At 57.4% G+C, this 19,681-nt stretch carries 14 protein-coding genes, 1 tRNA gene and 1 pseudogene; 10 read left to right on the forward strand and 6 right to left on the reverse strand.

Annotated elements, in window-relative coordinates:
* Positions 1 to 100 precede the first annotated feature (100 nt).
* The 4 genes and pseudogenes from nrdE to U6G28_04350 form a co-directional block, all read right to left on the reverse strand.
* Positions 101 to 2,257, reverse strand: coding sequence for a class 1b ribonucleoside-diphosphate reductase subunit alpha (gene nrdE, locus U6G28_04335; protein ID WRS30919.1), 2,157 nt, complete (start codon positions 2,255 to 2,257; stop codon positions 101 to 103).
* Positions 2,242 to 2,724: a class Ib ribonucleoside-diphosphate reductase assembly flavoprotein NrdI gene (gene nrdI / locus U6G28_04340; protein ID WRS30920.1), complete on the reverse strand. Its 483-nt coding sequence runs from the start codon at positions 2,722 to 2,724 to the stop codon at positions 2,242 to 2,244. Before nrdI ends, nrdE begins: the two co-directional genes overlap by 16 nt.
* A gap of 11 nt (positions 2,725 to 2,735) precedes the next feature.
* Positions 2,736 to 2,984 carry a glutaredoxin-like protein NrdH gene (gene nrdH / locus U6G28_04345; GenBank protein ID WRS30921.1) on the reverse strand — a complete coding sequence of 83 codons (249 nt, stop codon included), beginning with the start codon at positions 2,982 to 2,984 and terminating at the stop codon, positions 2,736 to 2,738.
* 400 nt (positions 2,985 to 3,384) lie between these two features.
* Positions 3,385 to 4,839, reverse strand: a pseudogene (locus tag U6G28_04350) (L-serine ammonia-lyase, iron-sulfur-dependent, subunit alpha).
* Between the two features lie 115 nt (positions 4,840 to 4,954).
* Here U6G28_04350 and U6G28_04355 point away from each other — a divergent pair.
* Both U6G28_04355 and purH read left to right on the forward strand, forming a co-directional pair.
* Entirely contained in the window at positions 4,955 to 5,446 is a 492-nt protein-coding gene (locus U6G28_04355; protein WRS30922.1) for an S-ribosylhomocysteine lyase, read from the forward strand.
* Positions 5,439 to 7,913 carry a bifunctional phosphoribosylaminoimidazolecarboxamide formyltransferase/IMP cyclohydrolase gene (gene purH / locus U6G28_04360; protein WRS30923.1) on the forward strand — a complete coding sequence of 825 codons (2,475 nt, stop codon included), beginning with the start codon at positions 5,439 to 5,441 and terminating at the stop codon, positions 7,911 to 7,913. The genes U6G28_04355 and purH overlap by 8 nt, the downstream gene beginning before the upstream one ends.
* Before the next feature lie 281 nt (positions 7,914 to 8,194).
* Here the strand turns inward: purH and U6G28_04365 are convergent, their stop codons facing one another.
* Positions 8,195 to 9,709, reverse strand: coding sequence for a carboxylesterase family protein (locus U6G28_04365; protein ID WRS30924.1), 1,515 nt, complete (start codon positions 9,707 to 9,709; stop codon positions 8,195 to 8,197).
* Between the two features lie 170 nt (positions 9,710 to 9,879).
* Here U6G28_04365 and U6G28_04370 point away from each other — a divergent pair, with 170 nt between their 5' ends.
* Positions 9,880 to 10,347, forward strand: coding sequence for a DUF805 domain-containing protein (locus U6G28_04370; protein WRS30925.1), 468 nt, complete (start codon positions 9,880 to 9,882; stop codon positions 10,345 to 10,347).
* Between the two features lie 63 nt (positions 10,348 to 10,410).
* Here the strand turns inward: U6G28_04370 and U6G28_04375 are convergent.
* Positions 10,411 to 10,494: transfer RNA gene (locus U6G28_04375), tRNA-Leu, on the reverse strand.
* Positions 10,495 to 10,812: 318 nt separating this feature from the next.
* Here U6G28_04375 and U6G28_04380 point away from each other — a divergent pair.
* The 7 genes from U6G28_04380 to pknB are packed head-to-tail and all read left to right on the forward strand — an operon-like array spanning position 10,813 to position 19,630.
* Positions 10,813 to 11,514 (forward strand): DUF3662 and FHA domain-containing protein, encoded by a 702-nt coding sequence (locus U6G28_04380; protein WRS30926.1) that lies wholly within the window; start codon positions 10,813 to 10,815, stop codon positions 11,512 to 11,514.
* Positions 11,515 to 11,520: 6 nt separating this feature from the next.
* Complete coding sequence (locus U6G28_04385; protein WRS30927.1) at positions 11,521 to 11,997, forward strand: FHA domain-containing protein; 477 nt, start codon at positions 11,521 to 11,523, stop codon at positions 11,995 to 11,997.
* Positions 11,997 to 13,268 (forward strand): protein phosphatase 2C domain-containing protein, encoded by a 1,272-nt coding sequence (locus U6G28_04390; GenBank protein ID WRS30928.1) that lies wholly within the window; start codon positions 11,997 to 11,999, stop codon positions 13,266 to 13,268. The genes U6G28_04385 and U6G28_04390 overlap by 1 nt, the downstream gene beginning before the upstream one ends.
* Positions 13,268 to 14,725 carry an FtsW/RodA/SpoVE family cell cycle protein gene (locus U6G28_04395; GenBank protein ID WRS30929.1) on the forward strand — a complete coding sequence of 486 codons (1,458 nt, stop codon included), beginning with the start codon at positions 13,268 to 13,270 and terminating at the stop codon, positions 14,723 to 14,725. Before U6G28_04390 ends, U6G28_04395 begins: the two co-directional genes overlap by 1 nt.
* The gene (locus U6G28_04400) at positions 14,722 to 16,176 is read left to right on the forward strand and encodes a penicillin-binding protein 2 (protein ID WRS30930.1); all 1,455 of its coding nucleotides are present in this window, start codon (positions 14,722 to 14,724) and stop codon (positions 16,174 to 16,176) included. The genes U6G28_04395 and U6G28_04400 overlap by 4 nt, the downstream gene beginning before the upstream one ends.
* Positions 16,173 to 17,822 carry a protein kinase gene (locus U6G28_04405; protein WRS30931.1) on the forward strand — a complete coding sequence of 550 codons (1,650 nt, stop codon included), beginning with the start codon at positions 16,173 to 16,175 and terminating at the stop codon, positions 17,820 to 17,822. Before U6G28_04400 ends, U6G28_04405 begins: the two co-directional genes overlap by 4 nt.
* Entirely contained in the window at positions 17,795 to 19,630 is a 1,836-nt protein-coding gene (pknB, locus tag U6G28_04410; protein WRS30932.1) for a Stk1 family PASTA domain-containing Ser/Thr kinase, read from the forward strand. The genes U6G28_04405 and pknB overlap by 28 nt, the downstream gene beginning before the upstream one ends.
* The last annotated feature ends 51 nt before the right edge of the window (positions 19,631 to 19,681 follow it).

The raw sequence follows: 19,681 nt of genomic DNA on the forward strand, positions 1-19,681 counted from the left end.
CGGGGGAGTGGACCAGGATCGTAAGTCGGACTACTCGACCGTTCGTGTTTGTTTCCTATGCGCAGGTGGCCGAGTAGTCCGACTTATGGTCGATCGATCACTAAAGCATGCAGCTTACGCAGCCCTCCACTTCGGTTCCCTCAAGGGCGGCCTGCCTGATCCGCACGTAGTACAGGGTCTTGATTCCTTTGCGCCAGGCGTAGATGTAGGACTTGTTCAGCTCTCGGGTCGTGACGGTGTCCGGGTAGAAAAGCGTCAGCGACAGGCCCTGATCCACATGCTGGGTGGCCGCCGCGTATGTGTCAATGATCTTCTCGGGTCCGATTTCATACGCGTCTTCGTAGTACTCGAGGTTGTCGTTGGTCAGATATGGGGCCGGGTAGTAGACGCGACCAATCTTGCCTTCTTTGCGAATCTCGATCTTTGCAGTGATCGGGTGGATCGATGAGGTCGAGTTGTTGATGTAGCTAATGGAACCCGTCGGGGGCACGGCCTGTAGGTTTTGGTTGTACATCCCGTACTCGGCCACATCCGCCGCAAGCTTCTTCCAGTCTTCTGAGGTTGGAATGTGAGCAGAGGACCTAGCGAAGAGTTCCTTGACTCGCTCCGTCTCAGGCTCCCAAGTTCCTTCAATGTACTTCTCGAAGAACTTCCCACTGGCGTAGTCGGACTTTTCGAAACCGTCGAAGGTCTCACCACGTTCTTTGGCAATCTTGTTGGAGGCCTTAATCGCCTCAAAAAGAATGGTTAGGAAGTAAATGTTTGTGAAGTCTAGGCCTTCTTCAGAGCCGTAATGGACGCCCTCTCGGGCCAGGTACCCGTGAAGGTTCATTTGCCCCAGGCCAATCGCGTGGGAACGCGCGTTCCCCGAAGCAATTGATGGAACAGACTCGATATTCGACAGGTCCGAAACTGCGGTAAGAGCACGTATTGCCGACTCCACCGTGAGAGAAAAGTCCGGAGAATCCATTGTCTTTGCGATGTTTAGTGAGCCCAAATTGCAGGAGATGTCCTTGCCGACCTTCTTGTATGAGAGGTCCGGGTAGTACTCGGAGGGTTCAGAGACCTGCAAGATTTCCGAGCACAGGTTTGACATCGAGATGCGGCCCTCAATCGGGTTCGCATTGTTGACCGTGTCTTCAAAGACGATGTACGGGTAGCCCGACTCAAACTGAATCTCAGAGAGAGTCTGGAAGAAGCGGCGGGCACTGATCTTCTTTTTTCGAATCTCAGGATTATCCACCATCTCTCGGTACTTTTCGGTCACGGAGATGTCACTGAAGGGGACCCCGTAGATGCGTTCAACATCGTAGGGGCTGAAGAGGTACATGTCCTCGTTGTTCTTCGCAAGGTGGAACGTAATGTCTGGTACGACGACGCCCAGAGACAGTGTCTTGATTCTGATTTTCTCGTCAGCGTTCTCCCTCTTGGTGTCGAGGAAGGCCATGATGTCGGGGTGGTGAGCGTTCAAATATACGGCCCCGGCTCCCTGGCGGGCTCCGAGCTGGTTGGCGTACGAGAAGGAGTCCTCAAGCAACTTCATTACGGGGACTACCCCAGAGGACTGGTTCTCGATGCGTTTGATCGGGGCCCCGGCCTCACGAAGATTGGTCAGCGAGAGCGCCACGCCCCCGCCCCGTTTTGAAAGCTGCAGGGAAGAATTGATACCTCGTGCGATCGATTCCATATTGTCTTCGACGCGCAACAGGAAGCAGGAAACCAGTTCGCCGCGAGCGACTTTGCCTGCGTTCAGGAACGTTGGGGTGGCGGGTTGGAAACGTCCGGCCATCATCTCGTCGACCAGGTGCTGAGCTAGTGCATAGTCACCCTGAGCCAGATATAGGGCTACCATAACGACCCGGTCTTCGAAGCGTTCAAGGTAACGCTGCCCGTCGAACGTCTTCAGGGTGTAGGAGGTGTAGTACTTGAATGCTCCGAGGAAAGTTGGGAAGCGGAATTTGAAAGCGTACGCCCGCTTGTACAGGTCCTTGATGTCCTGAAACGAATACTGGTCCAGGACGACTTGTTCGTAGTATCCCTCGTCAACCAGGTAGCGGAGTTTCTCTTCAAGGTCGTGAAAGAAAACCGTGTTCTGGTTGACGTGAGTCAGGAAATACTGGCGAGCGGCCTTCCGGTCCGCGTCGAACTGGATATTCCCGTCCTTGTCGTACAGGTTTAGCTGTGCGTTCAAAGCGTGATAATCGAGTTCGGGAGGCAGGGCCTTCTCTGGGCCGGTATCTGTCATATTGTCGACCAAAATCTATTCAGTCCTTCTTGTACTCGTGAGACATCTTCGGGAGTTCCTAGAAGCTCGAATTTATACAGGTGTGGGACGCCAACCTTCTTGGAGACGATATCGCCCGCAATGCAGTAAGCCTTCCCAAAGTTTGTGTTTCCCGCAGAGATTACGCCCTTGCAGTGATTTCGGTTCGTCTCATCATTTAGGAACTTGATGACCTGCTTAGGAACGGCGCCGGCCCTGTTGCCGCCTCCGTATGTCGGGATGACGAGGACATAGTCATAGTTCACCGACAGAAATCCGTCTGTGGGGCGCAGAGGAACACGTTCGGCCGGGACTCCGAGGCGCTTGACGAAGCGTGCGGTGTTCTCCGTTGCTGATGAGAAATAGACCAACCTCGGCCTTGACGAAGCCACTTGCGGGCTCTTGACCTCATTCGGTTGGACAGGAGCAACAGCGCCAGACTGTGCCGCCTCGGCGCGCATCACCGGCCCCTTTAGTTAGCCGCGGGTTGCAGCACCATTTTCGACGCTGCGGCAATGCGGTCCGGGCGGAACCCGCTCCAGTGCTCATTGCCGACAACGACAACGGGAGCCTGCTGGTAGCCCAGGTCAATAATGTACTGGAGCGCTTCGGAATCGACGCTAACGTCAACCTTGCGATAAGGAGTTCCGGAACGATCAAGAGCGCGGTAGGTCGCATCGCACTGAACACACCGAGGCTTTGAGTAAACGGTGATTTCCATGTCGAGTTCCTTCCGCCCTGTCAGGAGTTAGCCCAGATCCGCCGGTAACCCCATATTTGTAACTACACCACTGTGATTCTTCGTGACGCTGTTTGCCCCACGGCTTGTAACACTACACCTTGTGTTTGAGTTGTCCAGTACCCCCTATATGTCGTGTTGAGGCGTAATTGTGGACTCAGGCATGTGCCCTGTGGATTACTTACTCAACCTCATTTTGTAAGTGTCCTTCATGGCTCCGACATATCCGCGAATCATCGGGATTCGATCGCGCTCATCAATGCAGACGCCTGTGAATAACCTGGAGTTCTCTGTCCTCACCCTGTGAATAACAACGACGTAATTCACTTCAGAATCGAGTCGACTTCGGCGTGTCGCTGTCTTGATCGGTGGAACCGGTCAACTAACACTCCACGACGTTGACGGCAAGACCTCCGACGGAGGTTTCCTTGTATTTCGCATTCATATCCTCGCCCGTCTGACGCATCGTCTCAATCGCGTTATCGAGGGAGACATGGTGGTGGCCATCGCCGTACAGAGCTATCCGTGCTGCCGAGATGGCTTTCACCGCCGCGATGGCATTGCGTTCAATACACGGAATCTGAACCAGACCTCCAACCGGATCGCAGGTCAGGCCCAGTGAATGTTCCATGGCGATTTCGGCCGCATTCTCAACCTGAGTGGGTGTGCCACCCATGGCTTGCGCTAAGCCTGCCGAGGCCATCGCGGACGCGGAACCGACCTCCCCCTGACAGCCGACCTCTGCTCCGGCCACGGACGCATTCGTCTTGATCAGTGAGCCGACTGCGGTGGCAGCGAGAAGAAACTCCCGCAGCTTCACTCGTTCATCATCGAACAGCCCAAGCAAATCTTCGAGATTCCAAAGGGGGCAGATCTCCGCCAGGTTCTCTAAACCGCCGACACGTTCGACAGCAGTAGAGACTAGGAAGTAACCGAGGACAGCTGGGACAATCCCCGCAGCGCCGTTCGTCTGTGCGGTGACAACTCGGTGGCCGGCCGCGTTCTCCTCATTAACCGCCAGAGCATACAGAGTGACCCAATCGACCAACACCATTGGATCAGAAACACTCTGTTCCAGACGTTTCCGCAGTTTTGACGCACGCCGAGGAACGCCCAAGCCTCCGGGCAGGGTTCCCTCCGTTTGGCATCCCGCAACCACGGAAGCGAACATCTCATTGAGGATCTGGTCCAAATAGCGGTCTATGGAGGCTGACTCTCTGGTGTGCTCCTCGTTTGCGCGAACCAGCTCAGCTATGGACAGGTCATGGATCTCGCAGTACTGAAGCAGGTGAGAGGCGGAAGCGAAAGGATAGGTGGGTTCGGTGGTTCCATCTACCAGGATGAGATCGCCGTCGATCGGAACCGGGATTCCTTCGTCAGCATTCTGGACAACGACTGAGCCGCCGCCAACCGAGTAGTAGGTACGGTGAAGCTCGCTTCCATCCTCATATTGGGCACTGAAAATCATGCCGTTGACGTGGAAGGGAAGTGAATCCCAGGGGTGAAAACGAAGATCGTCCAAAATAGAGAACGGTACCGGGTCTCCACCTAGTAGCGGAAGCTCTCCGGTGGTCCTGATGCGGGGAACAAGACTCGCTATTTCCCGGGTGTCGACGGTCTCGGGTTTGGCTCCGCCCAGCCCCAAGAGAACCGCACGGTCGGTTCCGTGTCCTACCCCGGTGGCCGCAAGGGAACCGTAGAGATCAACCTCGACCGCAACGGGCCTGTCCTTCTTGCCAAGCATGAGTTCAGCGAAGTGTCTTCCCGCTCTCATCGGACCAACGGTGTGTGACGAGGACGGACCGATGCCAAGACGAAACACGTCCGAAACTCCAAGTTGCATGGTTCCCCCAGACCTAGGACTCAATCCTAGGCATCGAAATCATTACGTGTCAGTCGCCGCGGGTTGGTCCTGCCAACCATCCTGTCGCCCTGAGCAATAACCTTGAGGTATGACACCTACTCCACCCCGCATGAATGTAGAGTCCTTCAACCTAGATCACCGCAAAGTCCAAGCCCCCTATGTGAGAGTTGCAGACCGGAAAGAGCTTCCCGGCGGTGACACTCTTATTAAGTATGACGTTCGTTTTACTCAGCCGAACGTAGATCATCTAGACATGCCCGCGGTCCACTCAATCGAACATCTCACCGCGGAACTGATGCGGAACCACACGGATGCTCTCATCGATTTCTCCCCGATGGGATGCCAGACGGGCTTCTACGCCCTGACCCTCGGCCTGGAACAGCCTCAGTTCGAGGAAATTCTAGAGAACACCTTCAAAGACATTCTGCAGGCGGACGAGGTTCCAGCTGCCAACGAGGTGCAGTGCGGGTGGGGTGCGAACCACTCGCTCGCCGCGGCGCAAGAGGCGGTACGAGGATTCCTTGTCGAGCGCGCTTCCTGGGATCAGGTAACGAGGGGGGAAGAGGACAAGAATGCGTGAACCTATCGACCTAGTGGTCATTTGCGCGGAAGAGGCGGAGGCCGAGCCCTTCTTCCAGAGTGCCCAGCCGTGGTCCGTCGATCTACTTCCCTCAACCTACAGGGGACCTGCTCATTTCAAGCTGGGACACTGGCAGGACTGTTCAACCCTTTTCGTCGTTTCTGGCATTGGAACCACGAACGCGGCGACCGCCATTACTGCGGTGCTTCAACAGTATGAGCCGAAGGCCGTAGTTGTTGCTGGAACCACTGGGGGACTTGGCGAACAAATCGTCGCTGGCGACCTGGTCCTCTCAGAACGGGTTCTCTATCACGAGGCTAATGCGACTGACTTTGGATATTCCGCCGGACAGGTCCCACAGATGCCGGAGGACTACCGGGCAGACCTCGACTTGTTAGGACTTGCCCAGAAGGCCGCAGAGAAGCAGGGCGCAAGGAATTGGTCTGGGACGGTCGGCTCAAGCAACTCATTTGTGACCGCTCCCCTGGCAGCTGGAGTCAGAGAGACCTTCCCGAATTTGCTCGCAGTCGACATGGAGACGGCCGCGGTTGCTCAGACCTGCTGGATGTTCGCGGTCCCATGGATTTCTCTGCGAGCGGTTTCCGACCTCTGTTCGCCCGAAGGTGCGAGTGAGTACGACGCTCACGCTCCCGGTGCTGCTCAGATCAGCTTCAGCCTGGTTGAGGCGCTCGCTGCGCAGTTGGGTTCGGTTGATAAGTCAAAGGGCGATGAGGCAGAGGGGTCCGTGGACGCAACGTCGCCCTCGTACTATCCGCCCTTCAGTGATGTTGAGAGAAAGCCGATTCGTCGCGCCCTCATTTCGGTATGGGACAAGACCGGACTAACTGATTTGGCGACGGCCCTCGTAAAAGAAGGCGTAGAGCTGGTTGGAACCTCGTCCACCGCCGCCGCGATCGCCGAGGCGGGGCTTCCCGTGACAGAGGTCAGTGAGCTTACCGGTTTCCCGGAAATACTGGGCGGACGGGTCAAGACACTTCACCCGACAATCCACTCCGCTCTGTTGGCGCGGCAGAACGACGAGGAGTCCATGAAGACCCTCGCCGACCTCGGCATCGCCCCGTTCGACCTGGTGGTGGCGAATCTGTATCCCTTCTCGGATACATTACTTAGGACGCAAAGTATTCCCTCTGATCTGAGTTTCACTGACTGCATCGAGATGATCGATATCGGCGGACCAACCATGGTGCGGGCCGCCGCAAAGAACAACGAGAGTGTCGCTGTCGCTACTAATCCGGCTCAGTACAAGAGGATTATTGAAGCGCTTCGCGCCGGTGGAACCACACGCGAAGAGCGTCTGAAGCTGGCCACGGTAGCCTTTCAGACCATTGCCGATTACGACATCGCGATTGCCAACTGGTTGAGTGATCATCAGGCGGGAGGCGCGGAATACTGGGACGCATTCTCGAAGCTGTCGAACGCCACTGACGAGGCTGCGGGGCTTCCTGAGGACAATCGCGACCTGCCGGAGTGGTACGGCGCCTCGTACCGAAAGCACCAAGACCTACGGTACGGGGAGAATTCTCACCAGAAGGCCGCGATGTACCGCCCGACTGCCGACACTTCGACCGAGCCAATCGGTCTAGGGGTCGCGTGGGCGCAGCAACTCGGCGGCAAGCCCCTTTCCTTCAATAACCTGCAGGATGCGACAGCGGCTGAGAAGGCAGCAGATTCGTTCTTTGAGAATCCGGCCATCGCAATCATCAAACACGCGAACCCCTGCGGAATTGCTGAGGGAACTACGATCGCGGAAGCCTACGCGAAGGCGCTCGCCTGCGACCCTCTTTCTGCATTCGGAGGAGTGGTCGCGGCGAATCGGGAAATTGACGAGGCGACCGCCGAACAAATCTCTCACGTCTTCACGGAAGTGGTCATCGCTCCCGGCTTTTCGCCCGAGGCGCTGGAAATACTGCAGAAGAAGAAAAACCTCCGAATCCTTCACTCACTTGGCACACTCGATGAGCGGTTTGACAAGCGCCACATCGGCGGGGGTGGACTGTTGTTGCAGCAACCTGACAGACCGGGAGGCCGGGAGGATCAGGCGGGCGCATGGAAGCTAGTTGCGGGAAGCCCCGCGTCGGCGGAGAAACTGGCGGACCTCGAGGTTGCCTGGAAGGCAGCCCAGTACACCAAGTCGAACGCAATCGTGCTGGTGAAGGACGGCGCGACCGTCGGCGTTGGAATGGGACAGGTTAACCGCCTCGACTCCGCCAAGCTCGCGGTTGAACGGGCGAACACGCTCGCGGACGGGGTGAACCGAACTAATGGCTCAGTCGCCGCCTCGGACGCGTTCTTCCCGTTCCCGGACGGATTACAGGTTCTGATCGACGCGGGTGTTACGGCAGTGGTGGCGCCGGGTGGGTCAATCCGTGACCAGCTATCGATAGACGCGGCGGATGAGGCGGGAATTAGTCTCTACTTCGCCGACCGACGCCATTTCTGGCACTAGAGCGATCCGCCGAATTTCGTACACGAAAACGTCATATTTCCCCGTACTTCTCGGGTTGTCGGCATGCTTAGGCGATTGAGGCCCGGTCTTGGACGCGGCTAGCCTGCCTCTTCAAGCTATTGAACCGCCCCAACCAGTGAGTGAGGCCCGGTCTTGGACGCGGCCAGCCTGCCTCTTCGAGCTATTGAACCGCCCCAACCAGTGAGTGGGGCCCGGTCTTGGACGCGGCCAGCCTGTCGCAACGCGAGGACATGACACCCCGCGCGCGGCGTCACTGGAACCTAGAGCAGTGCGTGAACGCTTGCGTATCCCGGATTCTCCTCGTACGAGGGAGTGTCGAACACGTGAGCGACCGGATTGTCTTCGGTGTACTCGGGCCACCCTGGGTCGCCGTTCTTGATGAAGCGAACCGCGTCTGCGTGGACCTCGTCCGCGAGCTGCTGCGGAGGATTGTCCCCTGCAAGGGGCTCCACAGCGGGACCGTCTAGGCAATCAAAGAAGAACGGCACGTCGAGGCAATGCTCAGCGAAACCAAACTTGCCCGAGGGCCAGGCGAATCGGTATAGCCAGGTTGGAGCAGTCCCACGGTCCTTCACGAACTTGACCGTCGGCGCCCGGAACATGCGGTCGGTCAGGGCGTGCCCTGCGAAGGTGGCGTTGTCTTTCGAGGCCGAGTCGGCATTGTCTTCGATGTACGCCTGCCGAGCACTCCCGGGGACACCCACGAGTTTTAGTAGTAGGGGCTTCGGTACCAGCCGGACCATCTTTTCTTGCTCTCCGAAGATCATGGTGAACTCATCGTCTGTCGTTCCCATGACCAGAGGCTTGTCGGCCCCAACTCCGGCGGCGATTGATTCTGCCGTGGGGCGCGTGATGAGTTCGCCGTCGATGGTCGGCCCTAGTCCAAGACCGGAGTCCATGAGCTGCTTGATCTGCTTAAACGACAGCTTGGAGGTCTTAGCTTGGATCTGAAGAATTCTTTCTTCGGTGAGTGTGCTCCAAGCCGCACGAGTTGGAACGATACCCGCTTCCTTCGCCATCCGTAGTCCGAGAGCTTTTGCGTCCGTCATATTCACATCAGCGAGTGCCCCAGAGATTGAATAGACCTTACTGAATAGGTGCTGCGCTTTTTCCATCCCGAGCAGGGTGAGCACCGCGCCACCTCCGGCGGACTGGCCGGCGATTGTGACTTGGCTCGGGTCACCGCCAAACGATGAGATGTTTTGTTGCACCCATTCCAGTGCGAGTAGCCAGTCGAGTACGCCCCGATTCATGGGCGCGCCCTTCATCCAACCAAAGCCATCGAATCCGAGGCGATATGAGATGGTGACGGTAACGACCCCGTCGCGGTTGAAGGCTCGACCGTTGTACCAGGGACTGGCGGGCGAACCAGCGGTGTAGCCTCCGCCGTGGATCCAGACGAGGACGGGCAGGGCCAATCCCTCTTCGGTTTCTTTGGGTGAGGGGGTGAAGACGTTGACGTTGAGAGTGCTCTCTCCTGGAACGCTCGGCTCGGGAATCAGGGTGATACCGGCGTCGCCGCGCTGGGCGGATGCACCGTACTCCAGTGCGTCTCGAACTCCCGTCCAGGGAGCTTTAGGAACCGGGGCCATGAATCGAAGTTCGCCAACGGGTGGCTCGGCAAATGGGATTCCCAAGAATGATGCCCAGCGAACTTCACCAGCCGCAGTCTGCTCGGTTATCCAACGACCACGAACACTGCCGGCTATTGTCTTGACTTGAACGAACTCGTCTTCCGAAATCGGCTTCGAACTGGAACTTTTCTCTGTTTCCATTCCTGGTCCTCATTTTGTCTGTGAGACGTCAGGCGACATCGCCCGGAACACCCTAAGTCTGCACCAAGTCGAACGTGATCGAAAACCAACCGCTCGGGATATTGTTCGGATAAACACTTCATGTGGGAACTACCCGAACCGGGGGTAAGAAAGAGGGTAATGTTTCTTCCATGAGTACACAGGACATTGCGGCGGCGCCGCTAAACCTGCCCCTATACGGGGCATCTTTCGGACAGGCTGTCCAACGCTTTTTCAAGAAGTACGCAACCTTTTCGGGACGCGCGTCGCGTAGCGAGTACTGGTGGGTTCAGCTATTCCTCTATCTAGTGAGCTTGGTTTTCGCCTTTCTTATGTTTGCTGGCATGTCCACCACGCCGAGCGGGGAGTACTCTCTGAACGGATTCGGTTGGTTCATGGTTGTTGTTACTTCTGTGTGGGGCCTCGCGATAATCATCCCGAGTCTCGCCTTGACCATGCGACGTTTACACGATGCTAACTTCTCTGGCTGGTTCATACTTCTCGGGTTGATTCCTGCCGGTGGATTTGTCATCTTCGTCTTCACGCTGATCCCGTCGAACCCGGCCGGTATTAGGTATGACGAGCCACAACCGATGGTGTCGCAACCTATGGGGTACTGAGCACGACCGAGGAACAAGACATAACTGGCCCGCACCTTCTCAGGTCGGGCCAGTTTTCTGTTGTGCTCAAGGGGGGAGTTGAACCCCCACGCCCTTTCGGGCACACGGACCTGAACCGTGCGCGTCTGCCTATTCCGCCACTTGAGCAGTGGTAGTACTTTGGGATTCGTTTCCGAAGCCTTTCGTACTTGACGATGAAACACTATACCGGGCGAAGTGCACAAGAAAGAAACCAGCCGCCGACTCCGACGAATGTCACGTTTTGGACATCGTTGGGGAGGCGGGTTCGATTCTGTTGCACCAGTGGTTCTCCCGTCACCGTTCCTTTGAGGGGTGACACCGAAAGCGTCGCGAGCCAGGCGGTGTTCCCTTTATTAGGTTTCTGACGGTACGAACCCACTAAACTGTGACGTTAGGTGTCTGAGGAATCATAGGCCTATGTGGTGAGATAGGGAGGTGAAGTCAATGGGAATGATGGACCGCTTTGAAACGGCCGTCGAGAAGGGAGTCAATTCCGTCTTCTCCAAGGTGTTCCGCTCGGGACTCAAACCCGTCGATATCTCTTCCGCGATCAGGCGAGCTATGGATGATGCGGCCGAGGAGCATCCGGACCAGGCTGTCGCCGCCGTGGCTCCTAATCGGTTTCAGGTTCTGGTGAACCCAACCGACTATCAGGCGCTTGAGGACTCAGGAACAGACCAAATCGTCACCGAACTTGAGGCGGACGTAACCCAGCATGCCGCTAACCAGCGGTACATGCTGCTGGGACCCATAGATGTTGACTTCATCTCCGATCCACAAGAGACGACGGGGATGCTTGAGGTCGTTGCAACCAAGAAGCCCGGAGATGTGGCACCGGGATTTGCTGCCGCGGCCTCTCCCCTGCACCCCATCATTGATGTTGGTGGAGAGAAGTGGCTACTTACAAAACCCGTTACGACAATCGGGAGATCGTCTCAAGCGGACATAACCGTGGACGATAGCGGGGTTTCCAGGAAACACGTTGAGTTTCGTATTACTCCTGACGGGGTAATACTTACTGACCTAGGATCAACGAACGGGACATTCGTCGAAGGTCATAGGGTCGAAGCTGCCACCCTACTTGATGGCAACCAGATCACTATTGGCCGTACACGTATCCTGTTCTGGACCCACCCGGAGGAATAGACCGCCTTGACAAGTGATCTCGCGTTCACCATTTTCCGCATAGGATTCCTGATCCTCTTGTGGTTGATGGTTTTTGGTGTGGTCTCGACTCTTAAGCGTGACATCTTCGGGACCGTCGTGACTTCGCGAGGTTCTGGCAAAGCTAAGCAGAGCGGCAAACGAGCCGGGGACAGGCGTGACGTTGGTTCAAATGTTCCTACGCGCCTGCTAATCACCGGCGGTCCCCTTGAGGGAACACTTATTCCGCTTGGAACCCAACCGATTACGGTGGGTCGTTCTCCCTCATCCACCCTGGTGCTCGAGGATCCGTACGCTTCCTCCAGACATGCCGAACTGCGGAATGTCAACGGTCAATGGGCGATCGCCGATCTGGGTTCGACAAACGGAACATTCGTTGACGATGAGAGAGTGGTTGATATCCGGGTTCTTCCCGTTGGGACAGCAGCAAGAATCGGTCAAACCACGTTCGAACTGGTGAACTAGTGGCCGTCGAATTCCACTTCGCTATCCGCTCAGATGTCGGGCTGATCCGAAAGAATAACCAGGACTCGGGATATGCGGGGTCCAGATTACTGGCGGTCGCGGATGGGATGGGAGGAGCTGCGGGAGGAGATGTCGCCTCGTCCGTCGTCGTTGCCCACCTAGCTCCTCTTGACGATGCCCCCGGGCCCTCAGATCAGCTACTAACCAATCTTTCAGACGCGCTGCAAGACGCGCATGACGAACTCATCGAACGTACAGAAGAGAATGAGAGGTTGCGCGGACTCGGGACGACCTGCACCGCGATCCTTCGCTCGGAAAACAAGCTGGCGATGGTTCACATTGGGGATTCGCGTGCGTATTTGTTGCGCGAGGAGAACCTGGTGCAGGTCACCTCCGACCAATCCCTCGTCCAGTACCTTATTGATACGGGGCAGATAACTCCGAAGCAGGCCGAAACCCATCCGAAGCGCAACGTCGTGATGAACGTTCTCGGGGATACACCCGGACCGGTCGTCTCTGATGCCACAGTGCGTGAGGCTGTCGTTGGTGACCGTTGGCTTCTTTGTTCTGATGGTCTTTCGGGCGTCGTCTCTGATGAGACCATCGCCAATACCCTGACTGCCATCGACGACCTGGATGAATGCGCCGACGAGCTAGTCACCTATGCCCTTCGTGCCGGAGGTCCCGACAACATAACCGTTGTCTTGGCTGACGTGGTCGAAGTCGGATCGAAGGCATCTCAAGTGCCGGAGATCGTTGGTGCTGCCGCCGTCACAAGGGACGCGCCAACCAAGGGGACCGACGGTGCGGCGGGCCGGGCTGCCGCGCTCGTGAACAGTTCGGTTCAGGATGGGGAGGATGAACCCGAGGAGCGTCCCCGCGGGAGGCGCCGCTTTGCGTGGGTTCTCGTCCTACTTGTTGTACTTGCTGCTTTGGCGGGTGGGACGTACGAGGTCAATCGGTGGGTGAATGGACAGTATTATGTTCAAGCAACCGATCAGCAAATAGTGATTTACCAGGGAATACCACAGACTCTTGGCCCACTGGAGATTTCGAGGCCAATCGAAGTTTCACCGATCAGACTCGACTCGCTCCCGGCTATTGACCAAAAGAGACTCCAGGATCCTGTTGTTCGTTCTTCACGAGAAGAGATTGACGACTATCTCCTTGAGCTGAGCGGTCGGGCGGTTCAGAACGCAACTTCAGAGAGTGCTCGCAGCACGATGCTTTCGGACCCCTCTCAGTCGGGGATTGATTCGGGGGCGGACTGATGGCTACCGTTCAGGTCTCGGGGGCCAGACCTCGCCGGTTCCTTGAAATGATCCTGATGCTGTTGGGAGTTTCCATCGGCATCAGTGCTTACGTGCTTACCAGCCTGAATCGAACGGGCACACTTCCGCCAAACCTGGCGGTCTACGTGACCTTGTTCGTCGCATTGGCTGTCGTCGCCGAAGTGGTCGTTCACCTCACCGCCCCCTATGCCGATCCCGTTATTCTGCCCATTGCAGTGACGCTGACTGGGCTGGGATTGGCGATGATCAGACGACTCGACATGTCATACGAGTTGAACGACGGGCGCACCACAGGTCTAAAACAGATGGTGTTCGCGATAGCCGGCCTGGGGTTAGCTTCCTTGATTCTTTTGTTGCTTCGTGATCATAGAGTGCTTCGCCGCTACACCTATACCTTCATGGTCATCTCGCTTATTTTGCTAATTCTTCCCATGATTCCGGGTCTTGGCGTCGAGATTTTCGGCGCTCGTGTCTGGGTGCGAATCTTCGGTTTTCAGTTCCAACCGGCGGAGTTCGTGAAGGTAACTCTGGCGATCTTCTTCGCCGGGTACCTGGTCAGTAACCGTGACAAGCTCTCGGTGGGAGGACCGAAGGTTTTAGGAATGCGGTTTCCTCGCTTCCGTGACCTGGGGCCGATTTTGGTCGTCTGGCTTCTGGGAATCGCCATCTTGGTTTTGCAAAAGGACCTTGGCACATCGTTGCTGTTCTTCGGTATGTTCGTTGCGATGCTCTATGTGGCAACCAACCGGGTTTCTTGGTTAGCAATTGGTGCTTTGCTTTTCATCCCCGCGGTCTTCCTTGCGGTCAGAATGTTTCCGCACGTGCAACGGCGCTTTGTTATCTGGATTGATGCGATGAGCCCGGAGGTTTATGGCGCCCAAGGCGGTTCGTATCAGGTGGTCCAGGGACTGTTTGGAATGGCGAACGGTGGACTGCTGGGGACCGGATGGGGACGAGGCTATCCCTGGCTGGTGCCGCTCGCTGAGTCCGACTTTATTCTCGCGTCGCTGGGAGAGGAGCTGGGTCTGTTCGGCCTGATGGCAATTCTGCTTCTCTATCTGTTGCTGGTAGAGCGGGGCTTCCGTGCGGCCCTCGGGACTAGGGATGGTTTCGGAAAGCTGTTGGCAGTTGGTCTGTCTTTTTCCATTGCGATACAGGTTTTCGTCGTCCTTGGGGGAATCACCCGGGTTATTCCGCTCACGGGGTTGACGGCACCGTTCTTGGCACAGGGAGGTAGCTCGATGCTTTCTTCCTGGATAATAGTCGCGCTGCTTTTGCGGATATCTGATGCGGCCCGGCGCCCGGCGCCAAGACCTCAGGCGTGGGCGGACGTGGTGCAGGAAGAGAAGACGGTTCCGGACACCGGCGTTTTCCCTCTGCTGTCATCGCCCGGATCGAAGGCATCCTCTTCGAGAGAAGTGGAGGAGCGATCTTGAACGCTCAGATCAGACGCCTAGTGGTCGTTACTTTCGCGATGTTTATGGTTCTTGGGATTGCGATCACCGCAGTCCAGTTCGTCTACGCTCCTTCTCTGGTCTCTGACCAGCGCAATGCCAGACGCTATCTCCAGTCGGCAGAGCGTGATCGTGGGCCCATCATCGTTGCGGAGTCCCCGGTGGCCTACTCTGAGAAGGAGGAAGGGGACACGGTCTTCCAAAGGGTCTACCCCTCAGGGCCTCTGTATGCCGCAGTTACCGGATACTTCGCTGCGATCAGTCAGTCCGCAACGGGAATCGAGGCGGCGGAAAACGAGGTGCTTGAGGGGGGTACCTCTGAGTTGTTATGGCAGAGGTTGCGGAACCTAGTCGCTGGCAATCCGAGGCAGGGTGGCGGGGTTCAGTTGACTATCAACCCTGCGATGCAACAGGTTGCGGCAGAAATGCTCGGGGATCGGAGCGGAGCGGTCGTTGCTCTCGACGTCACGACCGGTGCGGTTCTAACCCTGTACTCCTCGCCTACGTTCGATCCGAACCAGCTTGCTTCTAATGATCAAGAGGCATCAGAAGCCGCCGCAGTCGCACTCGAGAGCGACCCATCAAGACCGTTGGACAATCGCGCAATTGCCTCGAACAGGTATGCCCCCGGGTCAACCTTCAAGATTCTCACCAGTATCGCCATGCTAGAAAGTGGGATTACGCCCTCGACCGAACTTGAGTCCCCACATAGTGTCCTACTTCCAGGAACTCAGACACCGGTCTACAACTACGACCAACTGGACTGCGGAAGCGGAGTGGTCTCGCTTTCTGAGGCCTTTGCCAGGTCGTGCAACACAACTTTCGTGCTGGCGTCTGAAAAACTTCCGGACGGGGCGTTGCAGGACGTCACAAAACGTTTCGGTTTCGGTGAGACCATCAAGATTCCTCTGACAGTCACGCCGTCTGTTTTCCCCGAGAACCCTGACCCGGCTCAGCTGGCACTGAGTTCATTCGGACAGTTCGAGGTTCAGATGACCCCGATGGAGATGGCGATGGTCGCCGCTGCAATCGCGAACGGAGGGGTAATGATGCACCCCTACCTCGTTCAGTCGGTCGTCGATGCGGACAACCAAGTGGTCAGCACCACCTCCCCTCAGGTGATGGGAAACCCTGTAACGGCGGCCATTGCTGAAGAGATCAAACAGATGATGATTGGCGCGGTCTCCCTGCCGTACGGCTCAGCGGCGGGTGCGGCCGTGGAGGGAGTTCAGGTTGCGGCTAAAACAGGCACGGCTGAAGTGGGGGAGAACAACGAGCTGACAAACGCCCTGACTGTCGCCTTCGCTCCCGCTGACAACCCGAAAATCGCGGTTGCAGTCGTGGTCGAGGGCCGTGCGGGCGATGACCCGATCTTCGGTGCTAGCGCCGCGGCGCCGATTGCTGCGCGACTATTGGAGGTGGGACTGCAATGAGTAATGGTTCGGTTCCTCCCCCGCGAGGAATTCGCGCGGGACGAACCCTTGGTGGTCGATACACTCTGGTAAGTCGTATTGCTAAGGGCGGGATGGGCGAGGTATGGCGGGTTCGCGACCAGCGGACCGGAATGATGGTCGCCGCCAAGGTTCTCCGTCCTGAGCTTAGAGGCGAAGTGATCTCCCTTTCACGACTGCGTTTGGAAGCCAGCAATACACTGCGCGCGAGGCACCCAAACATCGCAGCGGTCCTGGACTCCGGTGAGGATGATGGACAGGGCTGGATTGTCATGGAGTTGATCGACGGGCACCCTCTGACGGACTACGTTGGCGATGGCAAACGTCTCTCAGCACAACAGCTGATTCCGATTCTCGCTCAAAGCGCATATGCCCTCGACGCTTCAGCAGCTGCGGGGGTGGTGCACCGCGACATCAAGCCTGCTAACATCATGATTCGCCCGGACGGGGTCGTGAAGTTGACCGATTTCGGGATTTCCTTCGCTGAGGGACAAGCGAACCTAACGGCAGTTGGGATGGTCATGGGAACCGCGCAGTACTTGGCTCCCGAGCAGGCGCTCGGCGAAGACGCAACGTCTTTGGGTGATCTCTACGCACTCGGGGTGATTGCGTACGAGGCACTCGCGGGCAGACGCCCATTCACCGGCAAGTCCGCAGTGGAGATCGCGATGTCGCACGTTAAGGACGAGGTTCCCGCGCTCCCCTCAGACGTCCCTGAACTTATCCAACAGGTTGTCTACGATCTGCTTGCGAAGAAGCCGGAGGACCGGCCCCAGTCGGGGGCGGCGCTAATTCGTACACTGAGTCGAGTGGCATCCGAGCTAGACGTGACCACTTCTCCCGTCCCGCTCCCGCCGCCGGCACAGATGGCGGATAACGCCCAGCCCACGGTTACGCCGACACAGCCACCAAGGGTGGTGTCCGATCAAAAGAGGGATCCTGAGCTTGGTACTGATATTCCAGTAGAACCGGCACCGATGACTGCCGCAGGGACACAGACTGCCGGGCCCCCTCCGCCACAGGCCGCGGCCAAGACTCCTGCTCCAGCGACGCCCGTCGGTTTACCGACTCGAAAACAGGGACCTTCTCTCCCTGACGGAACTGCTGGCCAAGAGTCTCGGGAACGGACGCCTTCTGTCCTTGATGAGCCTGTTGGTTCCCCAACCCGGAAGAAGCCGCAACGGTCCCCGGAACGGGTACCTTCTCTGCCTGATGGATCTGCCGGTTCCCCGGCTCCGAAACCCACATTCCGGCCTTCCGAACAGGCCGTTTCAAGCCAAGACGAGCATCAGGTACCACTTGCGGCAAGCCGGGCTGCTAATCCATGGCACCCGGTAAGCCGTGGGTTGACAGGGGAGCCCCCTGCCCCGTTGCCTCGGGGGACCAGAACTGCCGGACGCCCAGAGGCCGAATCGGTGGATTCTGCTAGTCAGGATCAAGACTCGCCTATTTCGTCTCGGGTCGGAATGTGGCTCATCGGTGCATTGGTTATCCTTACGGTGATCCTCATACTTATTGCAATGGTGCGTGATCGCGGATCTGCGGACATCGCACTAGGATTCTCAACCGCCCAAGCGGTGAGCTCAACGGAGGTTCAGACATGGTTGATTCCAGCGCTCGGCTGCTAGGCGGCCGGTACGAGGTCCGCTCGCTTATCGGGCGCGGCGGAATGGCAACTGTGCACCTGGGACGCGACACGAGACTCTCGCGCCTTGTGGCCATAAAGATGCTTCGCGTCGACCTGGCCCGCGACGCGATCTTCCAGACGCGTTTCCGCAGGGAGGCGCAAGCTGCGGCCTCCCTCAACCACCCGAACATTGTCGCCGTCTACGACACGGGTGAGGAGCCGGCGCGCGGCCCGGACGGCAAGACCGTCATGGTGCCGTACATCGTCATGGAGTACGTCGAGGGGCACACGGTTAAGGAGCTTCTTTCCGACGGAACGCCTGTACCGATTCCCGAAGCGATAGAAATTACCGAGGGTGTTCTTTCAGCGCTTGAGTACGCTCACGGCGCCGGTTTGGTACACCGAGACATCAAGCCCGGCAACATTATGCTGACTAACACCGGCAAGGTGAAGGTCATGGACTTCGGCATTGCCCGGGCGCTAACAGACTCACAGGCGACGATGACGTCCGCCAACGCCGTTGTCGGAACGGCTCTCTATCTGTCACCCGAGCAGGCTCGTGGTGAGCGTATTGATGAGCGCTCTGACGTCTACTCGGCCGGATGTGTTCTATTCGAGTTGCTGACCGGGCGAGCTCCGTTTGCGGGTGACAGCGCGGTATCACTTGCCTATCAGCACGTCTCTGAACTGCCACCGGTTCCTTCCTCGATCGCGACGGATGTTCCCGCTAGCCTCGACCGAGTTGTCATGAAGGCTCTAGCGAAGGACACTGAACAGCGTTACGCGAGCGCGGCGGACATGGCGGCGGACCTTTCTCGTGCGGCCGAGGGGCTGCCGATCTCCGCTCCGCCGATCGGTGCGTGGGTCGCCCCTGACTCGACTTCAGCGACTCAAGTGCTGCAAAGTCCAATGGACGGCACTGAGACCATGGTCTACAACGGTCCAACGCGGGCCAACGCCCTTAACGGTGACGGCACGTCGGCAACTCTGACGACTGGATCTATCCCGGTTCAAGCTCCGGCTAAAAAGAAGAAATTCCGCGCGTCAGTGATCTGGACATGGCTACTCATTCTCTTGGCCGCGGCGATGGTTGGTGCCGTGGTTTGGACTTTCCTTAACAGCGGAGAAGATAAAGTCGCGCAGTCTGAGACGACGTTTGTGCCGAGCGGAATCGTCAATTCCACGCAGGCCGAGGCTAAGAGAGAGATTGAAGCCGCCGGACTGGTTTTTGTTCTTGAGGAGGAGGCGCGGGACTCCGATACCGTGGAGAAGGGCCGTGTTGCTGAAATAGATCCTGAAGAGGGAACCGAATTGGTCGTGGGATCAGAGGTACACGTATATCTTTCAGCAGGTCCCGCCAGCCTCAAGGTTCCTGATGTCTCCGGTCAGACGGAGGCGGTTGCCCAAGAGACACTGGAGAAGGCGGGGTTTGTCGTCGGAGACAAGGTGGTCGAGGACAGTGCCACCGTCCCGGCAAACACCGTTATTCGCACGGACCCTGCTTCGGGATCTACCCAGCCGCGAGGTTACAAAATCAACCTCTATATTTCTTCCGGGAACGTGCAGATCAGCAGCGTTGTTGAGATGACTGAGGCAAATGCGAGGCAGATATTGGAAGGCTATGGTCTCAGGGTCGAGCGTGCTGATGGCGGCTACAGTGACGTGATTCCACTGGGTTCGGTTGTATGGATGAATCCGGAAGGGCCGGTGGTGCCACAGGGTTCCACGATTACTTTAGGAATATCCAAGGGGCCGGAGCCAACGCCGGAGCCACCACAGAGTGGTTCCGACTCGACTAAGAAGGACTAGACCCAGACCGTCCCTGTCCTCCTCTCATCCCTTCGGTTTACCAATCAGATA

It is taken from the genome of Actinomycetaceae bacterium MB13-C1-2 (genome assembly GCA_035621235.1).
Classification (GTDB): Bacteria; Actinomycetota; Actinomycetes; order Actinomycetales; family Actinomycetaceae; genus Scrofimicrobium.